The organism is Pseudomonas idahonensis, from assembly GCF_037903935.1.
Lineage (GTDB): Bacteria > Pseudomonadota > Gammaproteobacteria > Pseudomonadales > Pseudomonadaceae > Aquipseudomonas > Aquipseudomonas danubii.
Genome location: NZ_CP149586.1, coordinates 4,168,255 through 4,192,341, shown reverse-complemented (window position 1 = coordinate 4,192,341; position 24,087 = coordinate 4,168,255). Strand labels below are relative to the sequence as shown.

Sequence of the window (24,087 nt, the reverse complement as noted above, 5' to 3'; positions counted from 1 at the left end):
CTGCTACCGCCCCGAACCTCTTCGCGACGGCTCTGCGGTGCCGATCACAACTTGTAGCAGCGGCCACCCCCTGATGTTTGCACAACCCTTGAGCGAGACCCCGACATGAGCGACACCCCCCATTTTCCGCTGTCCGCCGTGGTCGGCGCCGAAAGCCTGAAACTGGCCCTGTGCCTGACCGCCATCGACCCGAAGATCGGCGGTGTGCTGATCGAAGGTCCGCGGGGCATGGCCAAGTCGACCCTGGCGCGGGGCCTGGCCGATCTCTTGGCCAGCGGCCAGTTCGTCACCTTGCCCCTGGGCGCCACCGAAGAGCGCCTGGTGGGCACCCTGGATTTGGACGCCGCCCTGGGCGAAGGCCGGGCGCAGTTCTCACCGGGGGTTCTGGCCAAGGCCGACGGTGGTGTGCTCTATGTCGATGAAGTCAACCTGCTGCCCGATCACCTGGTGGACCTGCTGCTGGACGTGGCCGCCAGCGGCACCAACCTGATCGAGCGCGACGGTATTTCCCATCGCCATTCGGCGAAGTTCGTGCTGATTGGCACCATGAACCCGGAAGAGGGCGAACTGCGTCCGCAACTGCTGGACCGCTTCGGCCTCAACGTCGCCTTGAGCGGCCAGCCCGCGCCGCAGGAGCGCGGGCAGATCATCCGCCGACGCCTGGATTTCGACAGCGATCCCCAGGGTTTCTGCGGCCTATGGGCCGAGGCGCAAACGGCGTTGCGCGAGCGTTGCCAGCAGGCCCGAGCGCTGCTGCCGGCCATCGCCCTCGATGACCTGTCCCTGGAGCTGATCACCGAGCGTTGCTTCGCCGCAGGCGTCGACGGCCTGCGCGCCGACCTGGTGTGGTTGCGAGCCGCCCGGGCCCACGCCGCCTGGCGCGGTGCCAGCGCCATCGCCGAGCAAGACATCGACGCGGTCGCCGAGTTTGCCTTGCGCCACCGCCGCCGAGAGACGGCGCCCAGTGCGCCGCAATCGGAGTCCAGCCCCCAGACGCCGGCGTCAGCCAACGCCAACCCCAGTGAAGGCCAGGGCCAATGGGGCGAAATGCCGGCCCAGGCGTTGCCCACCGGCGCCCGGCGTGAAGTGCCCAGCTGGCCAAAAAAGCCCTAGGCATTCGTCCCCGCACTGATCGGGGGGCGGATGCCAAGCCCCGGGCGGGGCACCTGGATCATGGCCGGCAAGGCAAAGGCCGCGAGGCCCGCGCCGGTTCCATCAACTGGCCCGGCACCTTGCTCAAGGGCCGGCCGCGCTTGCGCCAAGACCTGCTGTTTCGCCTGCGCAGCCGCGCGCCCCATGAACTGTGGCTGGTGATCGTCGACGCCTCGGCCTCGACCCGCCGCCACAGCGCCCTGAGCGACGCCAAGGGTTTGCTGGCACAACTGTTCGACGACGCCTACCGCCAGCGCGCGCGCCTGGCCCTGCTTACCGCCAGTGGCCGCGCACCGAGCTGGCAGGTCCAGGGCCTGAAAGCCTCCAAGGACCTGCGGCACTGGCTCGATGGCCTCGGTGCTGCTGGCGGCACGCCCTTGCCACAAGCCCTGAGCGAAGCGGCCCAGTGGCTGGAACAGCGCCAGCGACGCCTGCCGGCGGAACAGCAGCGCGTACTGCTGATCACCGACGGCCGCCTGAAAACCCTGCCGCTGTTGCAGCCCCTGAACTGCCCGACCTTATTGCTCGACATTGAACGCGGCCCGATCCGCCTGGGCCGCGCCCGCGAACTGGCGACACGCCTCAACGCCGCCTACCACCACCTCGATCTGTAGCCTTTAACCCCGTAACCCCGTAACCCCGTAGCCGCTGCTGAGCCTGCGAAGCTGCGACCGCCGACGCAGTCGGCGCAAAGGCCCCCAATCCTTCCCAGAAACAACGCGGAGCCTGCCCCTGCGAGCCCTTCGGGCCCGTTCGCAGCCTGCGGCAGCGGCTACACTGCCAGCGCCAACACAGGAGTGAAGCGATGCGGGTACTGGTGCGTAACGATAAGGACGATTTCCGGGTCAAGGCCTATGCCGGGACCAATGGGGTGTTGCTGGCCATGGATCTGGATGCGTCACGGCGCAAGGGGCTGCTGGGCTTCGCCATCGAGAAGCAGGTCGGCAGCAAGCCCTGGCTGTTTCTGTTCAATAGCCTGACCTTCCCCGGCAAGACCCATACCTTCCCCCAATACAACGCCACCCCCAGCGATCAGGCGCCGCTGCAGAAGTTTCGCTGGGCCGACTACGCGGTCCGCCCCGGCACCACCCTCAACTATCGGGTGCATCTGGCCTACGGCAGCCCCGATGCGCCGCAACTGGGGGAGGCCCTGGAACTGAGCATCACCGCCGACAACGGCCAGCCGCCGGGGCAGCAGGTGATCTTCAACCGTGCCGTGGCCGCCAGCCAGGCCTTCTCGCGCAAGTTTCCGGAACTGGATGCGTTGCTCAGCAACAACAAGAAACTGCCCATCGAGTCCTGGCCCGACGCCCCGCGGCAATGGCTGGAAAACGGTCTGCTGGAGGCGCTTCTGGGGTTTATCCAGCGCGCCACGGATGCCAGCTGGAGCCTGGACGTCGCCATCTACGAGTACCAGTTGCAGGCCGTCGTTGACGCGGTCAACGCCGCCTTCGACCGTGGCGTGCAAGTGCGGGTGCTTTACCACGCCGGCCCCGGGGACGACGACACCACGCAGAACCAGGCCAGCCTGCAGCACCTGCCCGAGCACAGCAAACGTGGGCGGGTGACCCACGGGATCTTCCATGACAAGTTCATCGTCCTCAGCCGCCTCGACGCCGCCGGCCAGCGTCAGCCCGAAGCGGTGCTCTGCGGCAGCACCAACTTCACCGCCAACGGGGTCTACCGCCAGGCCAATGTGCTGCACAGCCTCGATCACCCGGACATTGCCGGGCGCTATCTACAGGTGTTCGAGCAGATCTGGCAGGCGCCGACGGACGTGGGGGCCACGCGCAAATGGTTGACCCAGGACAATCCCATGCAGCCGGATGCACCGCTGTTCGCCGGTTTTTCCCCGCGCAGGGGGCAGGGCGATCTCAGTGAGTTCGTCGACATCATCAACGGCGCCCGCCGCGACCTGCTGTTCGTCACCGCCTTCGCCTTGCCCGACAGGATTCTCGACGCCTTGCTCGGCCAGCCCCACGACGATGTGCTGCGTTATGGCCTGCAAAACACGGCCAGTCGCATCACCGGCTTCCACGCCGATCGCACCGCCGAGTTTGCCGCCACCGCGTTGCTCAACAAGGGCCTGGAAGGCTGGCTCAAGGAGGGTCTGAAGGGCCAGAGGGGCAACCTGCTGGTGCACACCAAGGCACTGGTGACCGACTTCACCAGCGAGGCTCCGGTGATCATCAGCGGCAGCCACAACCTCAGCGTCGGCGCCAGCCAGAGCAATGACGAGAACTACCTGATCATCCGTGGCGACACCGATCTGGCGGATCGCTACGGCCTGGAACTGCTGCGCTTCTATGAGCATTACCGGTTTCGCTACTTCGCCAGGCAGTTGGCCCTCAAGCAGGTCCGGCCCCTGGCGGTGGACGACCACTGGAGCGATGACTATTACCTGGAAGGCGACCTGCGCCAGCTGTCGCGCCTGCGTTTTTCCGGGCGCTGAACCGAGCCGCCGAACGGCCTGCCATCGGTCCGCTTTTACCGAGGCCGGGCAGGCAGATTGATATCACCTGATCTAGCGTTGCCAGCGGAGCGAGCGCTCCCTCCGCAACGGAGCCTTTTCAGGGAGATAAATCATGGTTTATATACGGCGTGATGTAGGGAAATTGAGCGGCGATTGGGACCCGACCCTGTTGTGGTATGCCAGGGCGGTGGGCGTCCTGCTCCAGCGCCCGATCACCGATCGCACCAGTTGGCGATTCCTCGCGGCAATTCACGGGTTCTCCGAGTCGTGGTGGAGGATGGACGGCTACCTCAAGGCCGGTGAGGCACTGCCCAACGAAGCGGAACAGCTGCTGTACTGGGACCAGTGCCAGCATGGCAACTGGTTCTTCCTGCCCTGGCACCGCGGTTACCTGGCGTCCTTCGAACAGATCGTCCGCGATGTGGTCGTCCAGCTGGGTGGTCCCAAGGATTGGGCGCTGCCTTACTGGAATTACAACGAGGGGCAGCAGTCCCTGCACCTGCCCGCGTGCTTTGACGCCAAGACCCTGCCAAACAATGAGGGGCCCAACCCGCTGTATGTTGAAAAGCGCTTTGGCCTTTTGGGCGACGGCAACGTCGTGCTCGATGGCAGCCTGATCGGTCTCGGCTGTCTGGACGACCCGAGGTACGAGGGCGGCAGCGAAGGCAGCCCGCCCGGCTTTGGCGGTACCCCGAAAACCCTGCTTAGAAGCGGTGTCACAGGCGGCCTGGAGTCGTGCCCGCACAACGTCGTGCATACCGAAGTCGGTGGCCGCGATCAGGTGCGAACCGCTCCCGACGGTTCTCGGTATACGGTTCGTGGCCTGATGAGCTATCCCAATACCGCCGCGCTGGACCCGATCTTCTGGCTGCATCATGCCAATATCGACCGCTTGTGGCAGGTCTGGCTGGACAGCCCCGAGGAGCACAGCAACCCCGACAAGTCCAACTGGTACAACGGCCCCGACAAACTGAGCCGGCCCTTTATCGTGCCCCAGGTCGATGGCGAACCATGGAAGTTCAAGGTGGCGGAGGTGCTCGATACCCTGGCGCCCAGGCTCAACTATCGATACGACACCACGGCTCCCGCCAAGAGCCAGGGCAACCGTCTGCACCAGCGCTTGCAGCGCCTGGGGCTGGCAACCGATCAATTGCAGAACTTCAGCGCCAGCGGAGCATTGATGGCCAAGGAACCGGAAACAGAAGTGATAGGGGCCAATCGTGCGCCGCTGGAAATCGTCGGGCACTCGGTGCAGACCTCAGTGCAACTGGACAAGCAGGGCGCGCAACAGGTGTTCAGCAGCCTGAAGTCGAACCTGTTCGCTGCCAGCCTTACGCCGCCGGACCGGGTATTTCTCAACCTGGAAAATATTCGCGGCAACAGCGATGCGGTGTTGCTGGAGGTCTATGTCAACCTGCCGGCCGATGCCGATCCGGCTCAGCATCCGGAGCTGCGGGCCGGGGTCTTGTCGTTGTTCGGCGTGAGCGATGCCAGTCGTACCGACCACGAGCACGGCGGGCACGGCATCACCGAGGTGTTCGAGATCACCGATATCATCGATGCCCTGCACCTGGGGGGCATCACCTCGGCGGATCAGTTGAATATCCGCCTGGTGTCCAGGGCGGCGGTGCCTGCCGAGGACCAGATCACGGTAGCGCGGGTCAGCCTCACCCGGCTGGGCGGTTGAGGGGCGTGCTACGTGGCCTGCGACCCTTGGGCCAGAACCCGCGGCCGTGGTTGCTGCTGATCAGCCTGGTGGGGTGGGGGTGGTTGCTGGGGTCGACGGCGATGCTGTCGATTCCGGCGTTCTGCGGCAGCCTGCCGTTGTCCGGTTATGCCTTGGGCTGGCGGGGCATCGAGCAGGCGTTGCTGTTCAATCCACCGCAGCAATTGTTGCAGGGCTGGTGGCTGATGCTGCTTGCCATGCTGCCACTGCTGTTGGTGCAGCCCTTGCTCTACGTCTGGCACCGTAGCTTGCGGCGCAAGCGTTGGCAGGGCGTTGCCCTGTTCGTGCTGGGCTTCGGCGCGGTCTGGAGCCTGGCAGGCGTGGTGCTGATGGGGCTGGTGGTGGCGGTCCGGGTGTGGTTCGGCCTGAGTGCGTGGCAGGGTTTTTTCGCCGTGTTGCTGTTGTGCCTGGTCTGGCAGGCCTCGCCGTTCAAGCAACATTGCCTGAACCAGTGCCACCGGCAGCCGCGGATCTGTGCCTTTGGCCTGGGCTATCTGAGGGACTGCCTGGGTTTTGGCCTGTCCGCCGGGGCTTGGTGCGTAGGTTCCTGCTGGCCGCTGATGCTGTTGCCGGTGCTGCTGGAGCAGGGGCATGTGGCGCTGATGCTGCTGGGCATGCTGTGGATGCTCTACGAACGCCTGTTGCGGCCTCGGGGCTTGCGCTGGTACTGGCCCTGGCCTCGTCATCCGCGTGGTTTGTCCTAGTCGTTGCCTGAGGTTGCCCAGGGGCAGGATCGCCCGCGGTTGCGATCCCGCCCCTGGTAGCCTTTGCCTCAGGCCTACAACCGCGGCGCCGGGCTCACCGTGGCATTGCGCCAGGCGGTTTGCAGTTGTTCTTCGAGCAACGCCGGGACCTGTTTGCCGGGCTGGTTTTCCAGGCTCAGCTTCAGGCCGTTGAGGGAGCGGCCGCTGAGGCGGTTGCCCGCCAGATCCTCACGAAACACCTGTTCCGCCTCGGTATAGCGCTTCTGCGCCAGCAAGGCATAACCCAGGGACTCGCGCAGGGTGTAGTACCAGTCCGGCGGCTCGTTGTAGGCCAGGGCGTCTTGCACCTCCACCGCCTTGCGCCAGGCGGCAATCTGCTGCTGGCCGGCATCGCCGGTCAGGGCCTGCAGGTCAGCGTTGAGGCCCTCTTTGGCGTTGTTGAATACCTGGTTGCCCAGGTTTTTGAAGGCTGCGAGATCCAGTGGGCCGGCGGCACGGGTCAGGGCGCGGTCGAGCAGGGTCAGGTTGGCGATGCGCAGCAGCTGCAGCGCGGGATTGTTGCCATATTGCAGGGCGTCCTTGCCGGTCAGGGGCTGGGGCGAGGTGGCGACGGCCTGCCAGAAACCCTTGAGGGCATCACGGGCCTGGTCCTGGTTGAGGTTCTGGGCGCTCAGTTGCCGGTACGCCAGGGCATAGGCCTTCATCAGTTGGGTGTAGGGCTTGGTCAAGTCCTGCCAGGGCTTGTCCGTTCCCTGGTTGGCCTCGCGGCAGGTCTGGTTGAGGGTGGCCAGGCCGGCGTCGATCTTCGGTTCGATCCGTGCCAGGGCGTCCCAGTCCTCGAAGCGCACGGCGAAGTAGTAGGGCACCGCGTAGAAGTAGTCGCTCTTGGTCTTGAGCTCTTCGGGGTACTGCTGGCAAAGGAAGGGCACGGCCGCGTAGCGGGTGGTGTTTTCCACCAGTTCCTCGGCCATGTTCATGGATTCGTTCTGCCGGCCTTCGATGGACAGGGTCCAGGTCAGGAAGTGGATGTTGTGCCCCAGGTAGTGCAAGGCATAGGGGCTTTGCGGCTGGACCTGATGGGCGTAGGCGCGGTCCACCGAGACGGCGGTGTAGTTGGCCACGCTGGCCAGGTTGTTGTTGCCGGTGCGCTGGTAGATGTGCGAGGCCATGTGCACCAGATGGCCGATGGCCGGGTTCTGGTCGCGGAAGCGATTGGCCATGGGCAGGCCGCTGTCGGGGAAGGGTGATTCCTCGATGGCGTGGATGTAGAAGTGATTGGCTCCGGTGTGCTGCTGGTCCTGGACCAGCACCCGGTTGAGCACTTGCAGGGCCTCGTAGGCGGCGTCGGTCGGCTTGACCTGATTGGATACGGCCTCGGTGCCGTCCCACCATTTCCACGGGTCGCGGCTGAGCAGGGCGTCGGCGTACAGGGTCGCGGCATCCAGGTCGTCAAAGTAGTCTTCCGACAGTTTTTTCATGGCGTCGGCGTAGCGCTTGTTGCCCTCATCGCCAAGGCTGACCTGGCCGTCCTTTTCGCTATACAGGCTCAGCAGCGCCTTGGCGTAGTCCACCTCGCGCTGCAACTGACGCTGGCTGAAGGTGGCTTGTGCGGCGCTGTCCTTGAGCCGGGCGCTGGCGTGCTCCAGGGCGATCTGAACCGAGCGGTAGGCCAACTGGTTGCAACCGGTGGTGGCGACACTGTTGATGTTGGAGTTGGCCGACAGCGCGATGCCCCAATAGGGCATGGCCGAGCCCTCGTCGAAACGGCTGGCCTGGTAGAAGGCGCGGATCGCCGCGGAGAAATTGAAACCGTATTGCAGGGCCATGCCCTGGCTGTAGAAGGCCTGGACCTGCTCCGGCTGCTTGAGGCTGACCAGGGGGTAACGGGTGCCGCCCAGGCCCGAGAGCAGTTGGTCGCCCTCGGTGTCCTGGGGGCTGACGCATTTGTGCAGCACTTGCAGGTAGGGCGTGTCCGGCGGCACGGGGGTGAAGCCGCCACTGTGTTCATCGCTGCCGTGGTTCATGGTGTGGGCCAGGGCGCTGGCGCTGGCCAGCAGCAGGCCGGCGGCCAGGGTCGAGCGCAGGAAGGGGACGTCCATGCTGTGTTGCTCCTTGCAGGAAACGCTGGGTTGGAGCCGGCTTGCCGAGGTGTGGGCTGGCAAGCCGGCTCTTGCAGCGCGAGGGTTCAGTCGTTGTCGTTGTCGTGGCTGTGACGGGCGACGAACGACGGGCCGTCCGGCTTGGCCAGGCGCTTGATCTGCGGTGCCAGGTCCTGCCGGGGAATCACCACCTGGATCAGCGCCGGGCGGTCCTTGATCTGCAGCAGTTGCGGCAGCAACTGTTCCAGCCCGGCCCGGGTCGAGACCTTGAAACCCTCGGCGCCAAACCCCTTGGCCAGGGCCAGGTAGTCCCAGGTCGGCAGGGTGTCGAACGGGGCGAACTGGCCGCCGGGCTCGAAGGCATCGATATCGACGAACGCCTGTTCGATGGCGTAGACCTCGTTGCTCATGACGAACACCAGGGCGTTGATCCGGTTGCGTGCCAGGGTCGACAGCGACTGGCAGATCATCATGAAGCCGCCGTCGCCGGCCACCACGATCGGCCGCCGACCGCTGCCCATGGCCACCCCCAGGGCGCAGCCGGTTTCGTGGCCCAGGGAACCCCAGATGGCATCGGCGACAAAGCTGTCCCGAGGCAGGCCGTTGATGTTGCTGGCGGCATACAGGGCCGAGCTCTCACCGAGGATCAGGCTGCTGCCCGGCCACAGGTTCTGTTGCCGGGCAAAACCGTCGAGGATCTCCAGGAACAGGTCATAACCCAGTGCATCGTCGGGTGCGCCCTGTTGCAGCAGCGGCGGGCGCGCGGGTTCCGGAACGTGGTTGCGCAGGGGGTAGTCGCTGTCCAGGCCCAGGGCCCCCAGCAGCCGTTGCACGTACTCCGGCAGCGGTACGTGGGGGTAGTACTGCAGGCCGGTGCGGGCCAGTTGGCTGTTGACCAGGATGATCCGGCTGAAGTCCTGGTTCAGCAGTTGCAGGTAGTCGTCGGTGAAGATCACCCCCAGGGCGAGGATGCAGTCCACGTCCTGCATGAAGGCCTGGGTCCACAGGCGCGAAGCGGTGCCGGCGTAGGTGCCGATGAACTGCGGGTGACTTTCGTCGACCACGGTCTTGGCTTCCAGGCTGGTGGTGAAGGGCAGGCCGCTGGCCTCGATCAGGCGCATTACCTGCTCCTGCAGGCCGTAGCGGGCCACCTCGATGCCGAGCATGATCAGCGGCGAGCGGGCGCTGCCCAGGCGCAGCAGGCTGGCCTCGATGGCGGCGCGCATCGAGTCCTCGTCGCAGCGGGCGGGCAGCGGTTGCAGTTCGCCCTGAGGGCGCGGGCAAGGTTCGCCCCAGACGTTCTGCCAGGCTTCCAGGTAGATCGGCCGGCGCTCGCTGATGGCCTTGACCAGCGCCTCGTCGATCAGCGCCGGGGCGCGCAGGCTGTCGTCAAGGATCAGGCTGGCCACGGTCACCGGCTCGAAGACCTTGCGGCCCACATCCAGATCACCGGTGGAGTGGTGGAACAGCACATCCTGGGACCAGATCAGGTCACGGTTCTGCGCCGACGGGCTGGCGCTGATCAGCACCAGCGGATTGCGTTCGACATAGGCGCCGGCAATGGCATTCAGGGCACTGAAGGTGCCGACGCTGTATTGCAGCGATACCGCGCCGATCCCGGTGTAACGGGCATAGCCGTCGGCCGCGTAGGCGGCGGCCATCTCGTTGACTTCGCCCACCGCGTCGATGCCGTCGAAGTCGTCCAGGGCCGACATGAAGTGCGAGACGTAGTCCCCCGGCACCTGGAACACCTTGGTCAGGCCCAGTTGCTGCAGGCGGGTCAGCAGGTAGTCGGCGACGCTGAAGGGGTCATTGCTGGCCATGGGCGATCCCCTCGTAGGCGAACTGGGTGACGCCGTCCAGGGTCTTGGCGCAGTTCTGGCAGGGCAGCGGCTGGTCGCCGGGCAGGGTGCAGCCGTCCGGGGTCGGCACCGGCAGCAGGGCATAGTCCTTGGGCAGCCAGTTGGGGCGCTTGAGGCCAAAGAAATCCTGCAGGGTCGACTCGGCCACGGTCAGCGCGCCTTCCACCCAGCCCTGGCCCATGGAGTAGGCCTCGCCGACGATATGGATCTGCTGGTCGGCCACCGGTTTGCGCATGCGGCACAGGATCTGGTCGATCCGGTAGTTGGCCTTCCATTCGTGCCAGCCGCCGCCATAGGGATCGGCATCCCAGGCGTGGTAGACCGCCGAATAGGGACGTGGCAGCTCCACCTGGTCATGCAGTTGAGTGACTTGCATCTGCGCCACCCGGACCATTTCGTCGCTGACCTGGAACTCGCTTTTGGGCACCACTGCTGCGGCTTGCAACTGCCCGGCGAGGCTGGCCGGCACATGGCCGACAAAGGGCGCACCGCCTTCGAGGCCTTTCCAGAAGGGCACGGTGCCGATGTCGTTGTAGGAGGCCATCAACAGCGAGTTGAGATTCGGCTGGCCGCCGGGCTGTTCGCACTCGGTGCCCATGTAGTAGACCTGGCGCACCGGCAGGTCGGTGACCGAGCGCCCGGCCACCAGCCCGAGGCTACGCCACCAGGGCTGTTCGTAGGCCAGAAACAGCTTGAACGCCGACTGCATCAGCACCGAGCCGAGGTTCTCCTTGAGCCAGGGATCGTCGAACAGCGGCGCATCGATCAGCTCCAGGGCACGACGGGGCATGGCCAGGATGATCTGCTTCGCCTTGACCACCTGGCTGCCGTCGATGTCCCGGGTGCTGCCCTGTTCGGTGACGGTGCTCTGGAAATGCAGGCGATAGGGGAAGTCGCGGTCCTTGGCGTAGCTGATCTGCACCAGGCGCTGGTTCATCTGCACCCGTTGGGCGCCGGGCAAGATTCCCGGCAGCTTGCGGAACTTGGCCTCCAGGGTCAGGGGCAGGCTCTGGAAACCCTTGGTCAGGGTGAGGAACTCGGTGTCGTCGCTGTATTCGGTGGCGGGCAGCTGGGTGACCGCGCTGGCGTTGGCGACGTTGGCGTCGTAGCCGCCGGCGTCCTTCATGAACTGGTAGCCCTCATTGCTCATGACCCGGTACAGCAGGTCCCAGAAGCCGTAGCGCCAGATTTCCTTGCCGAACACCTTGACCTGCATCTGCTGGCACAGGCTGAGCTGGTCGAAGCCCGGGTAGACGTAGTTCATCACCTTGACTTGCAGGTCCTCGGGGCCGAAGCCGCGTTCGGACCAGGCCAGGTCGTAGGGGATCTTGTGTGGCGCTTCCTTGAAGTCGCGATAACGAAAGCGCTTGCCCCGCAGGTAGAACAGGTTGTTCAGCGAGCCCACCGGGGGCGGCGCGCCCATGGGGAATTTCTGGCTTGGCAGGCGCAACTGCTTGACCAGGCTGTCCACCAGCACATGGCCGGTGGGGCCGGGGATATAGCGCATGCCGCCGACTTCCGCGACCACGTTGGGCAGCCCCGGCAGGTTGATGCTGAACAGCCGGCCGCCGATGCGGTCGCCGTATTCGAACAGGCCGATACGCAGTTTTTCACCTTGTTCATGCTGCAGGCGCCAGGCGCTGTAGGTGCCGGACACACCCCCACCGACCACCGCGACATCGAGTTCGAGTTCTTGAGGTTTCATGCTGAAGTCCTTTTCGCTGGGAGGCGGACAGGGAGGTCCGTCGCGACCAGTATTGTCCAGTTTTGGCGAAATGCCAGTTTGCCATTAGTGCATGTTTCGGCCCGTGTATACGGGGCTTTTACAATTATTGTCGGACAATATACGGGCCTGCTGGCGGGGCGCTCTGCGAGGGGCTTGAAGCGTCGCAGCAGCGTTGGACAGGGCGGCGCCAACTGCGTAGTTTTCACGGACTGCGCACAAGGACTCCGCCATGTCTCCGGACCTGACTTCCATCGAGCTGTTTCTCAAGGCCCTGACCCTGGGCAACCTGTCCCGGGCCGCCGAGCAGTCGCACCTGTCGCTGTCGGCCGCCAGCCGGCGTCTGTCGCTGCTGGAGCAACACTTCAAGGTGGCGCTGCTGATCCGCACCTCCACCGGGGTGCAGCCGACGGCGGCGGGGCAGGCCCTGGCCGAACATGCCCGCAGCCTCCTGCGGGCGGTGGATGTGATGCACGCTGACCTGGCCGACTTTGCCAAGGGCGCCACCGGCCGGGTCAGCCTGTACGCCAACAGCTCGGCGATGAGCCAGGAACTGCCCCGGCAATTGACCCAGTGGAGCGACCTGCACCCGGGGATTCGCGTGGACATCCGCGAAGAGCGCAGCCGCGAGATTCTTCTGGCGGTGCGCGACGGCATCGCGGATGTGGGCATCGTCACCACCTTGCCCCAGGCCCGGGACCTGTACTTCAAGCCCTATTGCCGTGACCGTCTGTGCCTGATCGTGCCCCAGGCTCATCCGTTCAAGATGAGCCATGCGCGTTTCCAGGACTTGCTGGGCTACGACTTCGTCGGCCTGGAAGACAACGCCGCCATCACCCCGTTGATCACCGAGGCTGCGGCTGCGGTGAGCATGCCCCTGCGCCTGCGAGTGCAGGTGCGCAGCTTCGAGGCGGTGTGCCGGCTGATCGCCGCCGGGCAGGGCGTGGGGGTGTTGCCCCAGGGCGCGGTGCAGATCTTTCGCAAGGAGATGGCCTTGCGTTTTATCGAAATCGACGACCCCTGGGCCGATCGCCAGATGTTCCTGTGCCGACGCCGGGAGCAACCTTCCCTGGCCAGCCGCGAGCTGTTCGACTACCTGGCTGACTGCGATCGCAGCGCGGCGCCGCCGCCCTAGTCGCGGGCCCCTGGCAGCTTGGCGCCGCGAGCCTTCGAATTTTGCGAAGGCGGTTTCCACAATGAGCAATTCCCCTGGGCGCTTCCCCGTGCCCAGAATGGGCTCGCCCGTGCGCTTGACCTGCCTCGATAACAACAACACGTCAGACCAGGAGATACGGCTTGTCCAGGATCAATCCCGCTGTAAAACCTCCCCATCGCATCGCGGTGATCGCCGGTGACGGCATCGGCCGCGAAGTGGTTCCCGAAGGCCTGCGCGTGCTGGAAGCCGTCAGCCGGCGTTTCGGCATCGATCTTCAGTTCGATCATTTCAACTGGTGCAGCGAGCACTACCAGGCCCACGGCAGCATGATGCCCGAGGACTGGGCCGAGCAGATCGGCGACCACGAGGCGATCTTCTTCGGCGCCGTCGGCGCCCCGGACATCGTCCCCGACCATATTGCGGTCTGGGATTCGCTGCTGAAGATCCGCCGCCAGTTCGACCAATACGTGAATATCCGTCCGGTGCGCCTGATGCCCGGGGTGCCGTGCCCGCTGGCCGGGCGGGTGCCGGGGGACATCGATTTCATCGTGGTGCGGGAAAACACCGAAGGCGAATACTCCAGCGTCGGTGGCCGCATGTGGGAGGGCACCCCGCGGGAGATTGCCTTGCAGGAGTCGGTGTTCTCCCGTCACGGCGTGGACCGGGTGGTGAAGTACGCCTTCGAGCTGGCCAGCCGCCGGCCCCGGCGCAATCTGGTGGCGGCCACCAAGTCCAATGGCATCGCCATCACCATGCCGTTCTGGGACGAGCGGGTGGAGGCGCTGGCCAAGGCCTATCCCCAGGTCGAGACGCGCAAGTTCCACATCGACATTCTCTGCGCGCACTTCGTCCAGCATCCGGACTGGTTCGATGTGGTGGTGGCTTCCAATCTGTTCGGCGACATCCTCTCCGACCTGGGCCCAGCCTGCACCGGCACCATCGGCATCGCGCCCTCGGCCAACCTCAACCCCGAGCGTCTGTACCCTTCGCTGTTCGAGCCGGTGCATGGCTCGGCGCCGGATATCGCCGGGCTGGGGGTGGCCAACCCGATTGGTCAGATCTGGTCGGCGGCGCTGATGATCGAGCACCTGGGGCAGGGGGATGAGCTCTACCAGCGGGCCGCGGCAGCGATGGTCGAAAGCATCGAGACGGTGCTCGCCGAAGGCCCGCGCACCCGGGAAATGGGCGGCAATGCCAGTACCGTGGAAGTCGGGCGGGCCATAGCCGAATGTCTGGCTGGAAACAGGAACTGATGAACATGAGCCTCGAACACTACATCGACAACCAATGGCAAGCCTCGTCCTGGGCCGAGGACATTCCGGTACTCGACCCCAGCACCGGCATCGCCTATGCGCGTATCGCCCGGGGCACCGCCGAGGACATCGACCTGGCGGTGCAGGCCGCGCAACGGGCCCTGGGGGACAACTTCGACGGGCCCTGGGGCAGCCTTTGCGCCCTGGAACGCGGGCGCCTGCTGGCGCGCCTGGGCCAGGCGGTGCTGGAGCACCATGAAGAGCTGGCGCAGATCGAGGCCCGGGACACCGGCAAGGCACTGAAGGTGGCCCGCGCCGACGCCACCGCCCTGGCGCGCTACTTCGAGTACTACGCCGGGGCCGCCGACAAGCTGCACGGCGACACCTTGCCCTATCAGGCCGGTTACACCGTGCTCACGGTGCGCGAGCCCCACGGCGTCACCGGGCACATCATTCCCTGGAACTACCCGATGCAGATCTTCGGCCGCAGCATCGGCGCCGCCCTGGCGGCGGGCAACGCCTGTGTGGTCAAGCCCGCCGAGGACGCCAGCCTGTCGCTGCTGCGGCTGGCGGAACTGGCGGCCCAGGTGGGTTTTCCGGCGGGCACGATCAACGTGGTCAGCGGCTATGGCCACGAAGCCGGCGCGGCGTTGTGCGCTCATCCTGGCGTCGCGCATATCTCCTTTACCGGTTCCACCGGCACCGGCGCCCGGGTGGCCAAGGCCGCCGCCGAACGGCATTGCCCGGTGACCCTGGAGCTGGGGGGCAAGTCGCCGCAGATCGTGTTTGCCGACGCCGATGTGGAGCGGGCGCTGCCGGTGCTGATCAACGCCATCGTGCAGAACTGCGGCCAGACCTGTTCCGCCGGCAGCCGCCTGCTGGTGCAGCGCAGCCTCTATGAACCGCTGCTGGAACGCCTGGCCCAGTGCTTTGGCCAACTGCGCGCCGGGCCCTCGGAGCTGGACCTGGACATGGGCCCGCTGATCAACCAGAAGCAGCTGCGCCAGGTGCGCGAATTCGTCCGCGAAGCCGAGGCCGCCGGTATCCCGGTGGCGGCGCGCGGGCAGGTGGTGCCCGAGGCCGGCAACGGCGGCTATTTCCAGGAGGCGGTGCTGTTTCGCGATGTGCCGCCAGACAGCCGTCTGGCCCGGGAGGAAGTGTTCGGCCCGGTGCTGGCGGTGCTGCCCTTCGAGGACGAAGCCGAAGCCATTCGCCTGGCCAACGACAGCGCCTTCGGCCTGGTGGCCGGGGTCTGGACCCGCGACGGTGCGCGGCAGTTGCGCATGGCCCACAAGCTGCGCTGCGGCCAGGTGTTCATCAACAACTACGGCGCCGGTGGCGGTGTCGAACTGCCCTTCGGCGGGGTCAAGGCCAGCGGGTATGGCCGGGAGAAGGGCTTCGAGGCGCTGCTGGGTTTCACCACCTTGAAGACCATCGCCATTCGTCACGACTGATGGCCGCCACGACGGCGGCCCATAACAACAAAAACAGGAGTCACTCCCATGCGTCTAGCCAACAAGACTGCCATCGTCACCGGCGCCGGTTCCGGCTTTGGTGAGGGGATCGCCAAGACCTTCGCCCAGCAGGGCGCCCGGGTCATCGTCGCCGACATCAACGCCACGGGTGGCCAGCGGGTGGTGGACGAGATCCGCGCCGCCGGCGGCCAGGCCCACTTCATCGAGGTCAACGTGGCTCAGGACGCCAGCGTGGGCGCCTTGCTGCGCAATACCCTGGAGCACTACGGCGGCCTGGACATCGTGGTCAACAACGCCGGCACCACCCATCGCAACCGGCCGATGCTGGAAGTGGACGAGGCCGAGTTCGACCGGGTGTTTGCGGTCAACGTGAAAAGCATCTATCTGAGCGCCAAGCACTTCGTGCCGCATTTTCGCGGCCAGGGCGGCGGGGTGTTCATCAACATTGCCTCCACCGCGGCGATCCGGCCGCGCCCGGGGCTGGTCTGGTACAACGGCAGCAAGGGCGCGGTGGTAGTGATGAGCAAGACCATGGCCGCCGAGCTCGGGCCGGACAACATCCGTGTCAACTGCGTCAACCCGGTGGTCGGCGCCACGGCCCTGCTCAGTGAGTTCATGGGCGTGCCGGACACCCCGGAAAACCGCCAGAAATTCATGGCGAGCATTCCCCTGGGGCGCTTCTCCACCCCCCAGGACGTGGCCAACGCCTGCCTGTACCTGGCCTCCGACGAAGCCGCGTTCATCACTGGCACCTGCCTGGAAGTGGATGGTGGACGTTGCGTGTGATGATCTGTAAAACCCTCCAGGCCCGCGGCTAATCCGTGCTTTGTGTAGCCGCTGCCGCAGGCTGCGAACGGCCCGCAGGGCCGCAAAGTTCCAGCGGGCGCCTGGGGTTGACGGTTGATCGCCGGGCAAGGCCCTGCGGGCCTTTTCGCAGCCTCGCCGTGGCTCGACAGCGGCTACAGCCAGTGTCAATCCGGACTGGTGTAGCCGCTGCCGCAGGCTGCGAACGGCCCGCAGGGCCGCAAAGTTCCAGCGGGCGCCGGGGCTTGACGGTTGATCGACAGGCAAGGCCCTGCGGGCCTTTTCGCAGCCTCGCCGTGGCTCGGCAGCGGCTACAGCCAGTGTCATTCCGGGCTGGTGTAGCCGCTGCCGCAGGCTGCGAACGGCCCGCAGGGCCGCAAAGTTCCAGCGGGCGCCGGGGCTTGACGGTTGATCACCCAAGCAAGGCCCTGCGGGCATTTTCGCCCGTTTCAACCCAATCAATGGAGTGCATTCGACATGTGTGGGATCGATAACAACACCAGCCACCCCAATACCAAGCAGCTGCTTGAAGGCCTGCCAAAGAACTGGGGCAAGTGGGGCCCGGACGACGAGGTCGGCGCCCTCAACTACCTGCAACAGGCCGAGGTGCTGCGCGGTGTTGCTGCGGTGCGCCAGGGCAAGACCTTCACCCTGCAGGTGCAGATCGGCCACCCCGGCGGCGACCCGATGTGGCCGGCGCGCAACCCCTCGATGCGCTTCAACACCCTGGACCGCAGCCACTATCAGGCCGGCAAGCAGCCGTCCATGACCGGTGGTGCCGAGTACTGCGACGACGTGATCTTCATGCAACTGCAGGGCTCGACCCAGTACGACGCCCTGGGCCACGCCTGGTACGACAACCAGTTGTGGAACGGCTACGACGCCAGCAGCACCGTCGGCGGCATGGCCAAGGCCAGCGTGCTGCCGATTGCCGAGCGCGGCGTGGTAGGCCGCGCGGTGCTGATCGACATGGCCCGGCACCGCGGCAAGAAGTACCTGGGCCGCGGCGAGACCTTCAATCACCTGGACCTGCTGGCCGCCGCCAAGGCCCAGGGCGTGGCCATCGAGAAGCGCGACATCCTGATCATCCGCACCGGTTCCATGGGCGCCTTCTACGAGTACGGCAAGACCGAGTTCTTCAAGGATCTGGTGGAGCCCGGGCTGACCTACAGTCGCGAACTGGTGGACTGGTTCAACCAGATGGAAATCCCCAATCTGGTGACCGACACCATCGCCAACGAAGTGATCACCGACCCGGTGTCCGGGGTGCAGATTCCGCTGCACTGCGCGTTGATGCGCAACCTGGGGATCGCCTTCACCGAGATCGTGCTGCTCGAAGACCTGGCCGAGGATTGCGCCGCCGACGGTCAGTGGACCTTCCTCTACACCGCCGCGCCGTTGAAGATCGTCGGCGGCAGCGGGGCGCCGGTGAATCCCATTGTGATCAAGTAGCCGGTACCTGCTGGTTTTGCAGTGGGCGCAAGGTTTATCCTGCGCCCCCTCGCCAAGACCGATAGGGATCATCGACCGATCATGCATGACGATTCACATTCGCCAGACTGCAGTTGCTGCCTGGATCACGCCAGCGCCCATCAGGGCGTGCTCGACACCCTTGAACTGATGGCCGGCCAGCCTGAGGCGTCAGAAGACCAGATCGTCCAGTGGCTGCAGGAGCGCGGCTACTCGGCCATCACTGCGGAAAAGCTCAACGCCTTCGTGCCTTCGGCCCTGGCCTGGATCGTGCTCAAGCGCCTGGGAGTGGAACAGCTGCCCAACCATTTCATCGCCCTCGATGAGGCCGGTGAGGACGTACGGATTCCGGTGGCCGGCCAGCACTACTTCACCGCCGCGCTGACCCTGGCCTACGACACCTTTGAAAACGGCTGGAGCGAGGTGCTGCCGCGCAAGACCTACGAACTCGTCGCCAACAGAAGCGCCGAAATGGCCGCTGCCAATCAACTGCTGTTTGCGGGCGAATCCCTGCAGGGCACCACGCTGGGGGCTTCGCGTCTGCTGCGCCTGAGCGCCGGCGAGCTGCTGGCTTAGCGGCAGGCGCCCCTGGGTGGCGCTTCAACGGATGTAGATGATCTTCGACACCAGCTCGGCGCTGTTCTTGGCCTGCAGCTTCTTCATCAGCCGGGCGCGATGGACTTCCACGGTGCGGTGGGAAATCGCCAGTTTGCGCGCCACTTCCTTGCAGGTCAGGCCGTTGACGATGTGCAGGGAAATTTCCCGCTCGCGAGGGGTCAGGCGCACGGTCGGCGCCAACGGCCGGTCCAGGCGTTCGAAGTGCCAGATCATCAGCCCGAACGGGTCGTCCGGGGTCAGGGAAAAACCGTGGGCCCGGGCCCAGAACACCTCGCCATTGCGGTGCTGCATGAAGCGTTCGTCGGTATAGGACGCGCCCTGGCCGTTGCGCAGCCAGTGTTCGCTGCGTTCGCCAATGCTCTGGTAATCGGCCTGGGAGGGATACAGCAACAGGGTCAGGTGATCCAGCAGCTGTTCGCGCTCATAGCCGAACAGGCGCAGGAAGGCCTGGTTGCAATCGAGCATGCGCCGATGCCCGGTGATCAACTGCGGTGCGGGTGAAACCTGAAAGGCCAGGCGCTCGAGGTCCTGGAGCTGCTGGGCATATACGGTCATGGGGCATCCTGCCTCGTGGAAGTCGGTGCGCCGCTCTGGCGAGCGGGGTACTACTTACTGCTGTACGTAGTTGCCCCAACTAGCGTCTGATTTCGGCGCTCGCCATTGTATGGAATGCCCGCTTCAAGCACAGAAGAAAATCACCATGACCCATGCTTCCGTATCCATTGTTGCTGCTGCCCACACATCTTTCGGCCGTCTGCAGGGCTCGACCCTCGAGGACCTGATTGTCCAGGTCACTCGTGAAGCCCTGGCGGATGCTGCGATTGACGCCGCCGAGATCGACGCCCTGTTCCTCGGACACTTCAACTCAGGCCTGGTGCCGGACGGTTTCCCGGCCTCGCTGATGCTGCAGGCCGACCCGCAATTGCGCTTCAAACCGGCCACCCGCTGCGAGAACGCTTGCGCCTCGGGCTCGGCGGCGATTCAGGCCGGGGTCAATGCGATCCGCAGCGGCGCCGCTGAACTGGTGCTGGTGGTGGGCGCGGAAAAGATGACCGGCAACTCCACCGCCGAGGTCACCCAAGCCCTGGCCGGAGCCGGTTACCAGAACGATCCGCAGGAGGCCGGCCTGAGCTTTGCGCAGCTGTTTGCCCGGGTCGCGCAGCAGTACACCGAGCGCTACCACAGCCCGTTGGCCTCGATGGCGGCGATTGCGGTGAAGAACCACGCCAATGCCATGGCCAACCCGCTGGCGCAGATGCATCGGCCGATGGACTTCGAGCATTGCAACAATGTGTCCCAGAGCAATCCGCTGATCGCGCCGTCGCTGCGCCTCACCGACTGCTCGCTGATCAGTGACGGCGCGGCGGCCATTGTCCTGGCGTCACCGCAGCGCGCCCGCTCGTTCCGGCGCGAGGTGGCGATCCGCTCCCTGAGCCAGGTCAATGACCTGCTGCCGATGGCCAGTCGCGACATCCTCGCCTTCGACGGCCCGCAGCGGGCCATCCACGGCGCCTTGCGCGAGGCCGGGGTGAGCCTGGGGGACATGAACTTCGCCGAGGTCCATGACTGCTTCACCATCGCCGAGCTGTTGATCTACGAGGCCATGGGTCTGGCGCCCAAGGGCGAAGGCCATCGGGCGCTGGACGAGGGCATCGTGCGCCAGGGCGGTCGTTTGCCGGTCAACCTGTCCGGTGGGCTCAAGGCCAAGGGCCACCCGGTGGGCGCCACCGGGGTCTCGATGCATGCCCTGGGCTTTCGCCAATTGATCGGCGAGCCCATTGGCCTGGGCGTGCCCCGTGCCGAGTTCGGCTTGCTGTTCAACATGGGCGGGATGGCGGTGGCCAACTACGCCTCGGTCCTGCAAGCGGTCAGGACCTGAGCATGAACATCGCTCATTGGCTGCTGGATGCGGCTCAACGCTGGCCTCAGCGTCCAGCGCTGTTCGAGGGCTGCCGCCAGGTGGCCGACTATCAGGACTTCGCAACCCGGGTCCGGGCTCGGGCCCTGCAGTTGCGCCACGGCCATGGCATCGCTCCGGGGGAGCGGGTGGCGTTGCTGATGAAGAACAGTTGCGACTACCTGGAACTGCTCTACGCCATCTGGTGGAGCGGGGCGGTGGCGGTGCCGGTCAACAGCAAGCTGCATCCGCGGGAGGCGGCCTGGATTGTCGGCAACGCCGGGGCTCGGGCGATCTATACCGACAGCGGGCGGACTTTCGAGCTTAAGGACTTGCCGGACAACTGCCGCGAGTTGCCCGGTTACGCCAGCCCCGCGCCGACGGTAGCCCCGGACCACGAGCTGCTGGAACCCTGTCCGCGCAGGGACGATGATCTGGCCTGGCTGTTCTACACCTCAGGCACCACCGGCCGTTCCAAGGGGGTGATGCTGTCGCACGGCAACCTGATGGCCATGTCGCTGTGCTACCCGCTGGATGTGGACCCGGTGCAGGCCACTGATGCGGTGGTCTATGCCGCGCCGATGTCTCACGGGGCCGGGCTCTACAACTTCATTCACGTGCGCTGCGGGGCCCGGCATGTGGTGCCGGAGTCACGGGGGTTCGATGCGCAGGAGCTGTTCGGGTTGGCGCAGGAACTGGGGCAGGTCAGCCTGTTTGCCGCCCCGACCATGGTCAAGCGCATGGTGGAGCAGGCCCGGCAGCAAGGCTATGACGGCGCGGGGATCAAGACCCTTGTCTACGGAGGAGCCCCCATGTACCTGGCGGACCTGGGCCAGGCCCTGGATACCTTCGGCCCGCGGTTGGTGCAGATCTACGGCCAGGGCGAGTGCCCGATGACCATCAGCGCCCTGTCCCGGGAGCTGATCGCCGACCGCGAGCATCCCGACTGGCCCGCAATCGCGGCCTCGGTGGGGCGGCCGCAGTCCTGTGTGGAGGTGCGGATAGTCGATGCCGATGGACAGCGCCTGGGCCCCGGCGAACCCGGGGAAATCGCTGTGCGCGGGGCCCCGGTGATGCACGGCTACTGGGACAACCCATCAGCTACTCAGGCGACCCTGGTGGATGGCTGGTTGCTCACCGGCGATATCGGCTTTCTCGACAGTCGCGGGTTGCTGACCCTCACGGACCGCTCCAAGGACGTGATCATTTCCGGCGGCAGCAATATCTACCCACGGGAGGTGGAAGAGGTGCTGATGCAGCATCCCGGGGTGTTCGAGGTCTGCGTGGTGGGGCAGGCGGATGCCGAGTGGGGCGAGTCGGTGGTGGCTTTCGTGGTGCTGCGCTGCCCAGGCGGCCTCGATGCTCAGGCACTCAACCAATGGTTCGTGACCCGCATGGCCTCGTTCAAGAAGCCCAGGAAATACCTGTTTTGCCGCGAGCTGCCCAAGAACAGCTACGGCAAGATTCTCAAGACCCGCTTGCGCCAGTGGTTGCAGGACCCCACAGGGTCCATCGCCGACCTCTGAAAGATTTTTTCCATGGACAGCAATACGACAGGAGTCTCCCAACATGGACATGACCTCTTGCAATCCCCAGCGCCAGCGGCGCCGGGCCTTTATCGGCGCGACCTCGGGCCACTTGATCGAGTGGTACGACTACGGCGTCTATGGGTTCCTGGCGCTGTACATCGGCAAGGCGTTCTTCGTCTCCGATGACCCCACCAGCAGCCTCTTGGCGAGCTTTGCGGCCTTTGCCCTGAGCTTTTTCATCCGTCCCCTGGGCGGGCTGTTCTTCGGCCCCCTGGCGGACAAGATCGGGCGGCGCAAGACCCTGATCACCGTACTGATGCTGATGGCCGGTTCCACCTGCCTGCTGGGCCTGCTGCCGACCTACGCCAGCATCGGCATCGCCGCGCCGATCCTCCTGGTGCTGATCCGCTGCGTGCAGGGGTTTTCCGCCGGAGGCGAGATCGGCACCATCACCAGCTTCATTTCCGAGTACGCCGGGCCCGGGCGCCGGGGCTTTGCCACCTGCTGGCTGATGGTCACCGCGGTGCTCGGCCTGTTGCTGGGCGGCGCCGTGGCCAATGGCATGACCTGGGCCCTGGGGGCCGAGTTGATGCAGGACTGGGGCTGGCGAATTCCGTTCCTGATCGCCGGCCCCCTGGGGTTCATCTCGCTGTACATCCGCCTGAAGCTCGAAGACAGCCCGGAGTTCCTCGCCCTGGTGCACGCCGGAGAGACCTCCAAGGCACCGCTGCGGGAGGTCTGGCAGTGGAAACGCTCGATTGCCCTGGTGTTCTTCATCATCACCCTGCACAGCTCGATCTTTTACCTGGTGCTGACCTTCGCTTCGACCTACATGTCCAACACCCTCAAGTTCGACAGCGGCACTACCTTGCTCTATGTGTTCGTCGCCAGCCTCTCGGCGGCGCTGGTCATGCCCCTGGGCGGCGCCTTCACCGACCGCTACGGACGCAAGCCGTTCCTGATGGTGATCGGCACCCTGGCTACCCTGGCCATGTACTGGTTCTTCAAGTCGGCGCCCAACGCCACCCCGGCCACGCTGTTCTGGCCGCTGATGGCGGTGGCGATCCTGTTCGGGCTCTACGCCTCCTCGACCTACGCCCTGATGAGCGAACTGCTGCCGACCCGCATCCGCTCCACCGGGATTGCCGTGGCCTACAACATTCCCGTGGCGGTGTTCGGTGGCAGTGCACCGCTGATCTCCACCTGGCTGATCAAGCTCACCGGCGACATCACCTCGCCCTGGTACTTCTACGTGGCCACCGGGGTGGTGTCCCTGATTGCCCTGGTGGTGCTGCGCAAGGAGGACTTCGTCGCCTGCGCTCCCGGCTTGCAGAACCAAGACAGCCTGGCACCCTCGTTGATGGTCAATCCGGCGCCCTGATGCGGCCACCAACCGCCTGGCGATTCCTCCGGCACCGGTCCGTCGAGCCGAGCCCCGGTTTACTGGAACTCCCCGGACTCCAGGCAGAACGCGACCAGGGCCTGGTCGCTGTCCAGGTTGAGTTTGCGGATCGCCGAGATCTTCTGCGCGCTGACGGTCTTGACACTGCGCTTGAGGTTGGCGGCGATCTGCATCATCGACTCGCCACGCACGAAGTGCCGCAGCACCTCGTATTCCTTGGGCGTGAGGCTACTCAGGCCGTCGGCCATGGAGCGCACCGGGGTGCTGTGGAATTCACTCTGCGCCGTTAGGCTCGGCGGGTGATGGATGCGCCCCCGCTTCACGTTCTTCAGGGCGCTCAGTAGTTCGCTCATGTCATGGCGCTTGAGCAGTACTGCGCGCACGCCCAGGTCGTACAGCGCTGCGACGATCATCGGGTTGGACATCATGGTCAACACCAACACCTGGACCCGCGGAAAGTGACGGATCAGGTAGGTCAACAGCCGGATGCCGTCGCCGAACGTCTCGTCGCCCTCCATGAAGTAATCGGTAATCACCACGTCGATTCGCGGATCGTCCGTGAGTTGCTGGATCAGTGCGCTGGGGGTGGTAACGGCAGCCACCACTTCGTATTGGCCGGTCTTGTGCAACAAATCGCCGACTGCAGCCAGCACCAGAGGATGATCGTCAGCCAGGGCAACTCGGGTTTTTTTCATGGTGGATATGATCCATTTTCGTCGAAGGAGATGCACAGGAATGTGGGTG

19 protein-coding genes are annotated in these 24,087 nt (G+C 65.4%); 14 read left to right on the top strand and 5 right to left on the bottom strand.

Annotated features, from left to right (window positions below):
* The first annotated feature begins 105 nt into the window (after window positions 1–105).
* The 5 genes from WIN67_RS18930 (at window position 106) to WIN67_RS18910 (ending at window position 6,055) form a co-directional block, all read left to right on the top strand.
* Entirely contained in the window at window positions 106–1,113 is a 1,008-nt protein-coding gene (locus WIN67_RS18930; RefSeq protein ID WP_339069858.1) for an ATP-binding protein, read from the top strand.
* Between the two features lie 53 nt (window positions 1,114–1,166).
* Complete coding sequence (locus tag WIN67_RS18925; protein ID WP_110596696.1) at window positions 1,167–1,766, top strand: vWA domain-containing protein; 600 nt, start codon at window positions 1,167–1,169, stop codon at window positions 1,764–1,766.
* Between the two features lie 191 nt (window positions 1,767–1,957).
* The gene (locus WIN67_RS18920; protein WP_339069857.1) at window positions 1,958–3,604 is read left to right on the top strand and encodes a phospholipase D-like domain-containing protein; all 1,647 of its coding nucleotides are present in this window, start codon (window positions 1,958–1,960) and stop codon (window positions 3,602–3,604) included.
* A 133-nt stretch (window positions 3,605–3,737) separates the two neighbouring features.
* Window positions 3,738–5,312 (top strand): tyrosinase family protein, encoded by a 1,575-nt coding sequence (locus WIN67_RS18915; RefSeq protein WP_339069856.1) that lies wholly within the window; start codon window positions 3,738–3,740, stop codon window positions 5,310–5,312.
* A gap of 5 nt (window positions 5,313–5,317) precedes the next feature.
* A complete protein-coding gene (locus WIN67_RS18910) occupies window positions 5,318–6,055 on the top strand; it encodes a DUF2182 domain-containing protein (protein ID WP_146232973.1) in 738 nt (245 codons plus the stop codon).
* Between the two features lie 74 nt (window positions 6,056–6,129).
* Here WIN67_RS18910 and WIN67_RS18905 read toward each other — a convergent pair whose 3' ends face one another.
* The 3 genes from WIN67_RS18905 to WIN67_RS18895 all read right to left on the bottom strand — a co-directional run bounded on the left by WIN67_RS18905 (window position 6,130) and on the right by WIN67_RS18895 (window position 11,721).
* Complete coding sequence (locus tag WIN67_RS18905; protein ID WP_102881543.1) at window positions 6,130–8,154, bottom strand: hypothetical protein; 2,025 nt, start codon at window positions 8,152–8,154, stop codon at window positions 6,130–6,132.
* 86 nt (window positions 8,155–8,240) lie between these two features.
* A complete protein-coding gene (locus tag WIN67_RS18900; RefSeq protein WP_339069855.1) occupies window positions 8,241–9,977 on the bottom strand; it encodes a thiamine pyrophosphate-binding protein in 1,737 nt (578 codons plus the stop codon).
* Window positions 9,964–11,721 (bottom strand): flavin monoamine oxidase family protein, encoded by a 1,758-nt coding sequence (locus tag WIN67_RS18895; RefSeq protein ID WP_102864893.1) that lies wholly within the window; start codon window positions 11,719–11,721, stop codon window positions 9,964–9,966. Before WIN67_RS18895 ends, WIN67_RS18900 begins: the two co-directional genes overlap by 14 nt.
* Window positions 11,722–11,971: 250 nt before the next feature.
* Between WIN67_RS18895 and WIN67_RS18890 the strand changes: the two genes are divergently transcribed.
* The 6 genes from WIN67_RS18890 to WIN67_RS18865 all read left to right on the top strand — a co-directional run bounded on the left by WIN67_RS18890 (window position 11,972) and on the right by WIN67_RS18865 (window position 18,473).
* Entirely contained in the window at window positions 11,972–12,874 is a 903-nt protein-coding gene (locus WIN67_RS18890; RefSeq protein ID WP_110653273.1) for a LysR family transcriptional regulator, read from the top strand.
* A 161-nt stretch (window positions 12,875–13,035) separates the two neighbouring features.
* Window positions 13,036–14,148: a tartrate dehydrogenase gene (locus WIN67_RS18885; RefSeq protein ID WP_110653274.1), complete on the top strand. Its 1,113-nt coding sequence runs from the start codon at window positions 13,036–13,038 to the stop codon at window positions 14,146–14,148.
* A gap of 5 nt (window positions 14,149–14,153) precedes the next feature.
* On the top strand, window positions 14,154–15,602 hold the full coding sequence (locus WIN67_RS18880; RefSeq protein WP_339069854.1) for an aldehyde dehydrogenase family protein: 1,449 nt from the start codon (window positions 14,154–14,156) through the stop codon (window positions 15,600–15,602).
* Between the two features lie 48 nt (window positions 15,603–15,650).
* Complete coding sequence (locus WIN67_RS18875; RefSeq protein ID WP_339069853.1) at window positions 15,651–16,409, top strand: SDR family oxidoreductase; 759 nt, start codon at window positions 15,651–15,653, stop codon at window positions 16,407–16,409.
* A gap of 495 nt (window positions 16,410–16,904) precedes the next feature.
* On the top strand, window positions 16,905–17,879 hold the full coding sequence (locus tag WIN67_RS18870) for a cyclase family protein (RefSeq protein WP_110653276.1): 975 nt from the start codon (window positions 16,905–16,907) through the stop codon (window positions 17,877–17,879).
* Between the two features lie 81 nt (window positions 17,880–17,960).
* Window positions 17,961–18,473: a hypothetical protein gene (locus WIN67_RS18865; protein WP_339069852.1), complete on the top strand. Its 513-nt coding sequence runs from the start codon at window positions 17,961–17,963 to the stop codon at window positions 18,471–18,473.
* A 24-nt stretch (window positions 18,474–18,497) separates the two neighbouring features.
* On the opposite strand, the gene WIN67_RS18860 is transcribed toward WIN67_RS18865, so the two are convergent.
* Window positions 18,498–19,070, bottom strand: a complete 573-nt coding sequence (locus WIN67_RS18860; protein WP_102881534.1) for a LuxR C-terminal-related transcriptional regulator — start codon at window positions 19,068–19,070, stop codon at window positions 18,498–18,500.
* 145 nt (window positions 19,071–19,215) lie between these two features.
* On the opposite strand from WIN67_RS18860, the gene WIN67_RS18855 reads away from it, so the two are divergent.
* Genes WIN67_RS18855 through WIN67_RS18845 form a run of 3 tightly spaced genes read left to right on the top strand, consistent with a single transcriptional unit; the run spans window position 19,216 to window position 23,322 of the window.
* The gene (locus tag WIN67_RS18855) at window positions 19,216–20,394 is read left to right on the top strand and encodes an acetyl-CoA acetyltransferase (protein ID WP_102881533.1); all 1,179 of its coding nucleotides are present in this window, start codon (window positions 19,216–19,218) and stop codon (window positions 20,392–20,394) included.
* 2 nt (window positions 20,395–20,396) lie between these two features.
* A complete protein-coding gene (locus tag WIN67_RS18850; RefSeq protein ID WP_339069851.1) occupies window positions 20,397–21,938 on the top strand; it encodes a class I adenylate-forming enzyme family protein in 1,542 nt (513 codons plus the stop codon).
* Window positions 21,939–21,981: 43 nt separating this feature from the next.
* Window positions 21,982–23,322 carry an MFS transporter gene (locus WIN67_RS18845; protein WP_102881531.1) on the top strand — a complete coding sequence of 447 codons (1,341 nt, stop codon included), beginning with the start codon at window positions 21,982–21,984 and terminating at the stop codon, window positions 23,320–23,322.
* Window positions 23,323–23,381: 59 nt separating this feature from the next.
* On the opposite strand, the gene WIN67_RS18840 is transcribed toward WIN67_RS18845, so the two are convergent.
* Window positions 23,382–24,038 carry a response regulator gene (locus WIN67_RS18840; RefSeq protein WP_339069850.1) on the bottom strand — a complete coding sequence of 219 codons (657 nt, stop codon included), beginning with the start codon at window positions 24,036–24,038 and terminating at the stop codon, window positions 23,382–23,384.
* Between the last annotated feature and the right edge of the window lie 49 nt (window positions 24,039–24,087).

What these genes read in the sequence shown, in the direction of transcription:
- WIN67_RS18840 (WP_339069850.1), bottom strand. Translation starts at nt 24,038, where the DNA reads ATGAAAAAAACCCGAGTTGCCCTGGCTGACGATCATCCTCTGGTGCTG.
- WIN67_RS18880 (WP_339069854.1), top strand. Translation starts at nt 14,154, where the DNA reads ATGAGCCTCGAACACTACATCGACAACCAATGGCAAGCCTCGTCCTGG.
- WIN67_RS18900 (WP_339069855.1), bottom strand. Translation starts at nt 9,977, where the DNA reads ATGGCCAGCAATGACCCCTTCAGCGTCGCCGACTACCTGCTGACCCGC.
- WIN67_RS18850 (WP_339069851.1), top strand. Translation starts at nt 20,397, where the DNA reads ATGAACATCGCTCATTGGCTGCTGGATGCGGCTCAACGCTGGCCTCAG.
- WIN67_RS18855 (WP_102881533.1), top strand. Translation starts at nt 19,216, where the DNA reads ATGACCCATGCTTCCGTATCCATTGTTGCTGCTGCCCACACATCTTTC.
- WIN67_RS18920 (WP_339069857.1), top strand. Translation starts at nt 1,958, where the DNA reads ATGCGGGTACTGGTGCGTAACGATAAGGACGATTTCCGGGTCAAGGCC.
- WIN67_RS18860 (WP_102881534.1), bottom strand. Translation starts at nt 19,070, where the DNA reads ATGACCGTATATGCCCAGCAGCTCCAGGACCTCGAGCGCCTGGCCTTT.
- WIN67_RS18915 (WP_339069856.1), top strand. Translation starts at nt 3,738, where the DNA reads ATGGTTTATATACGGCGTGATGTAGGGAAATTGAGCGGCGATTGGGAC.
- WIN67_RS18845 (WP_102881531.1), top strand. Translation starts at nt 21,982, where the DNA reads ATGGACATGACCTCTTGCAATCCCCAGCGCCAGCGGCGCCGGGCCTTT.
- WIN67_RS18930 (WP_339069858.1), top strand. Translation starts at nt 106, where the DNA reads ATGAGCGACACCCCCCATTTTCCGCTGTCCGCCGTGGTCGGCGCCGAA.
- WIN67_RS18895 (WP_102864893.1), bottom strand. Translation starts at nt 11,721, where the DNA reads ATGAAACCTCAAGAACTCGAACTCGATGTCGCGGTGGTCGGTGGGGGT.
- WIN67_RS18890 (WP_110653273.1), top strand. Translation starts at nt 11,972, where the DNA reads ATGTCTCCGGACCTGACTTCCATCGAGCTGTTTCTCAAGGCCCTGACC.
- WIN67_RS18875 (WP_339069853.1), top strand. Translation starts at nt 15,651, where the DNA reads ATGCGTCTAGCCAACAAGACTGCCATCGTCACCGGCGCCGGTTCCGGC.
- WIN67_RS18870 (WP_110653276.1), top strand. Translation starts at nt 16,905, where the DNA reads ATGTGTGGGATCGATAACAACACCAGCCACCCCAATACCAAGCAGCTG.
- WIN67_RS18905 (WP_102881543.1), bottom strand. Translation starts at nt 8,154, where the DNA reads ATGGACGTCCCCTTCCTGCGCTCGACCCTGGCCGCCGGCCTGCTGCTG.
- WIN67_RS18865 (WP_339069852.1), top strand. Translation starts at nt 17,961, where the DNA reads ATGCATGACGATTCACATTCGCCAGACTGCAGTTGCTGCCTGGATCAC.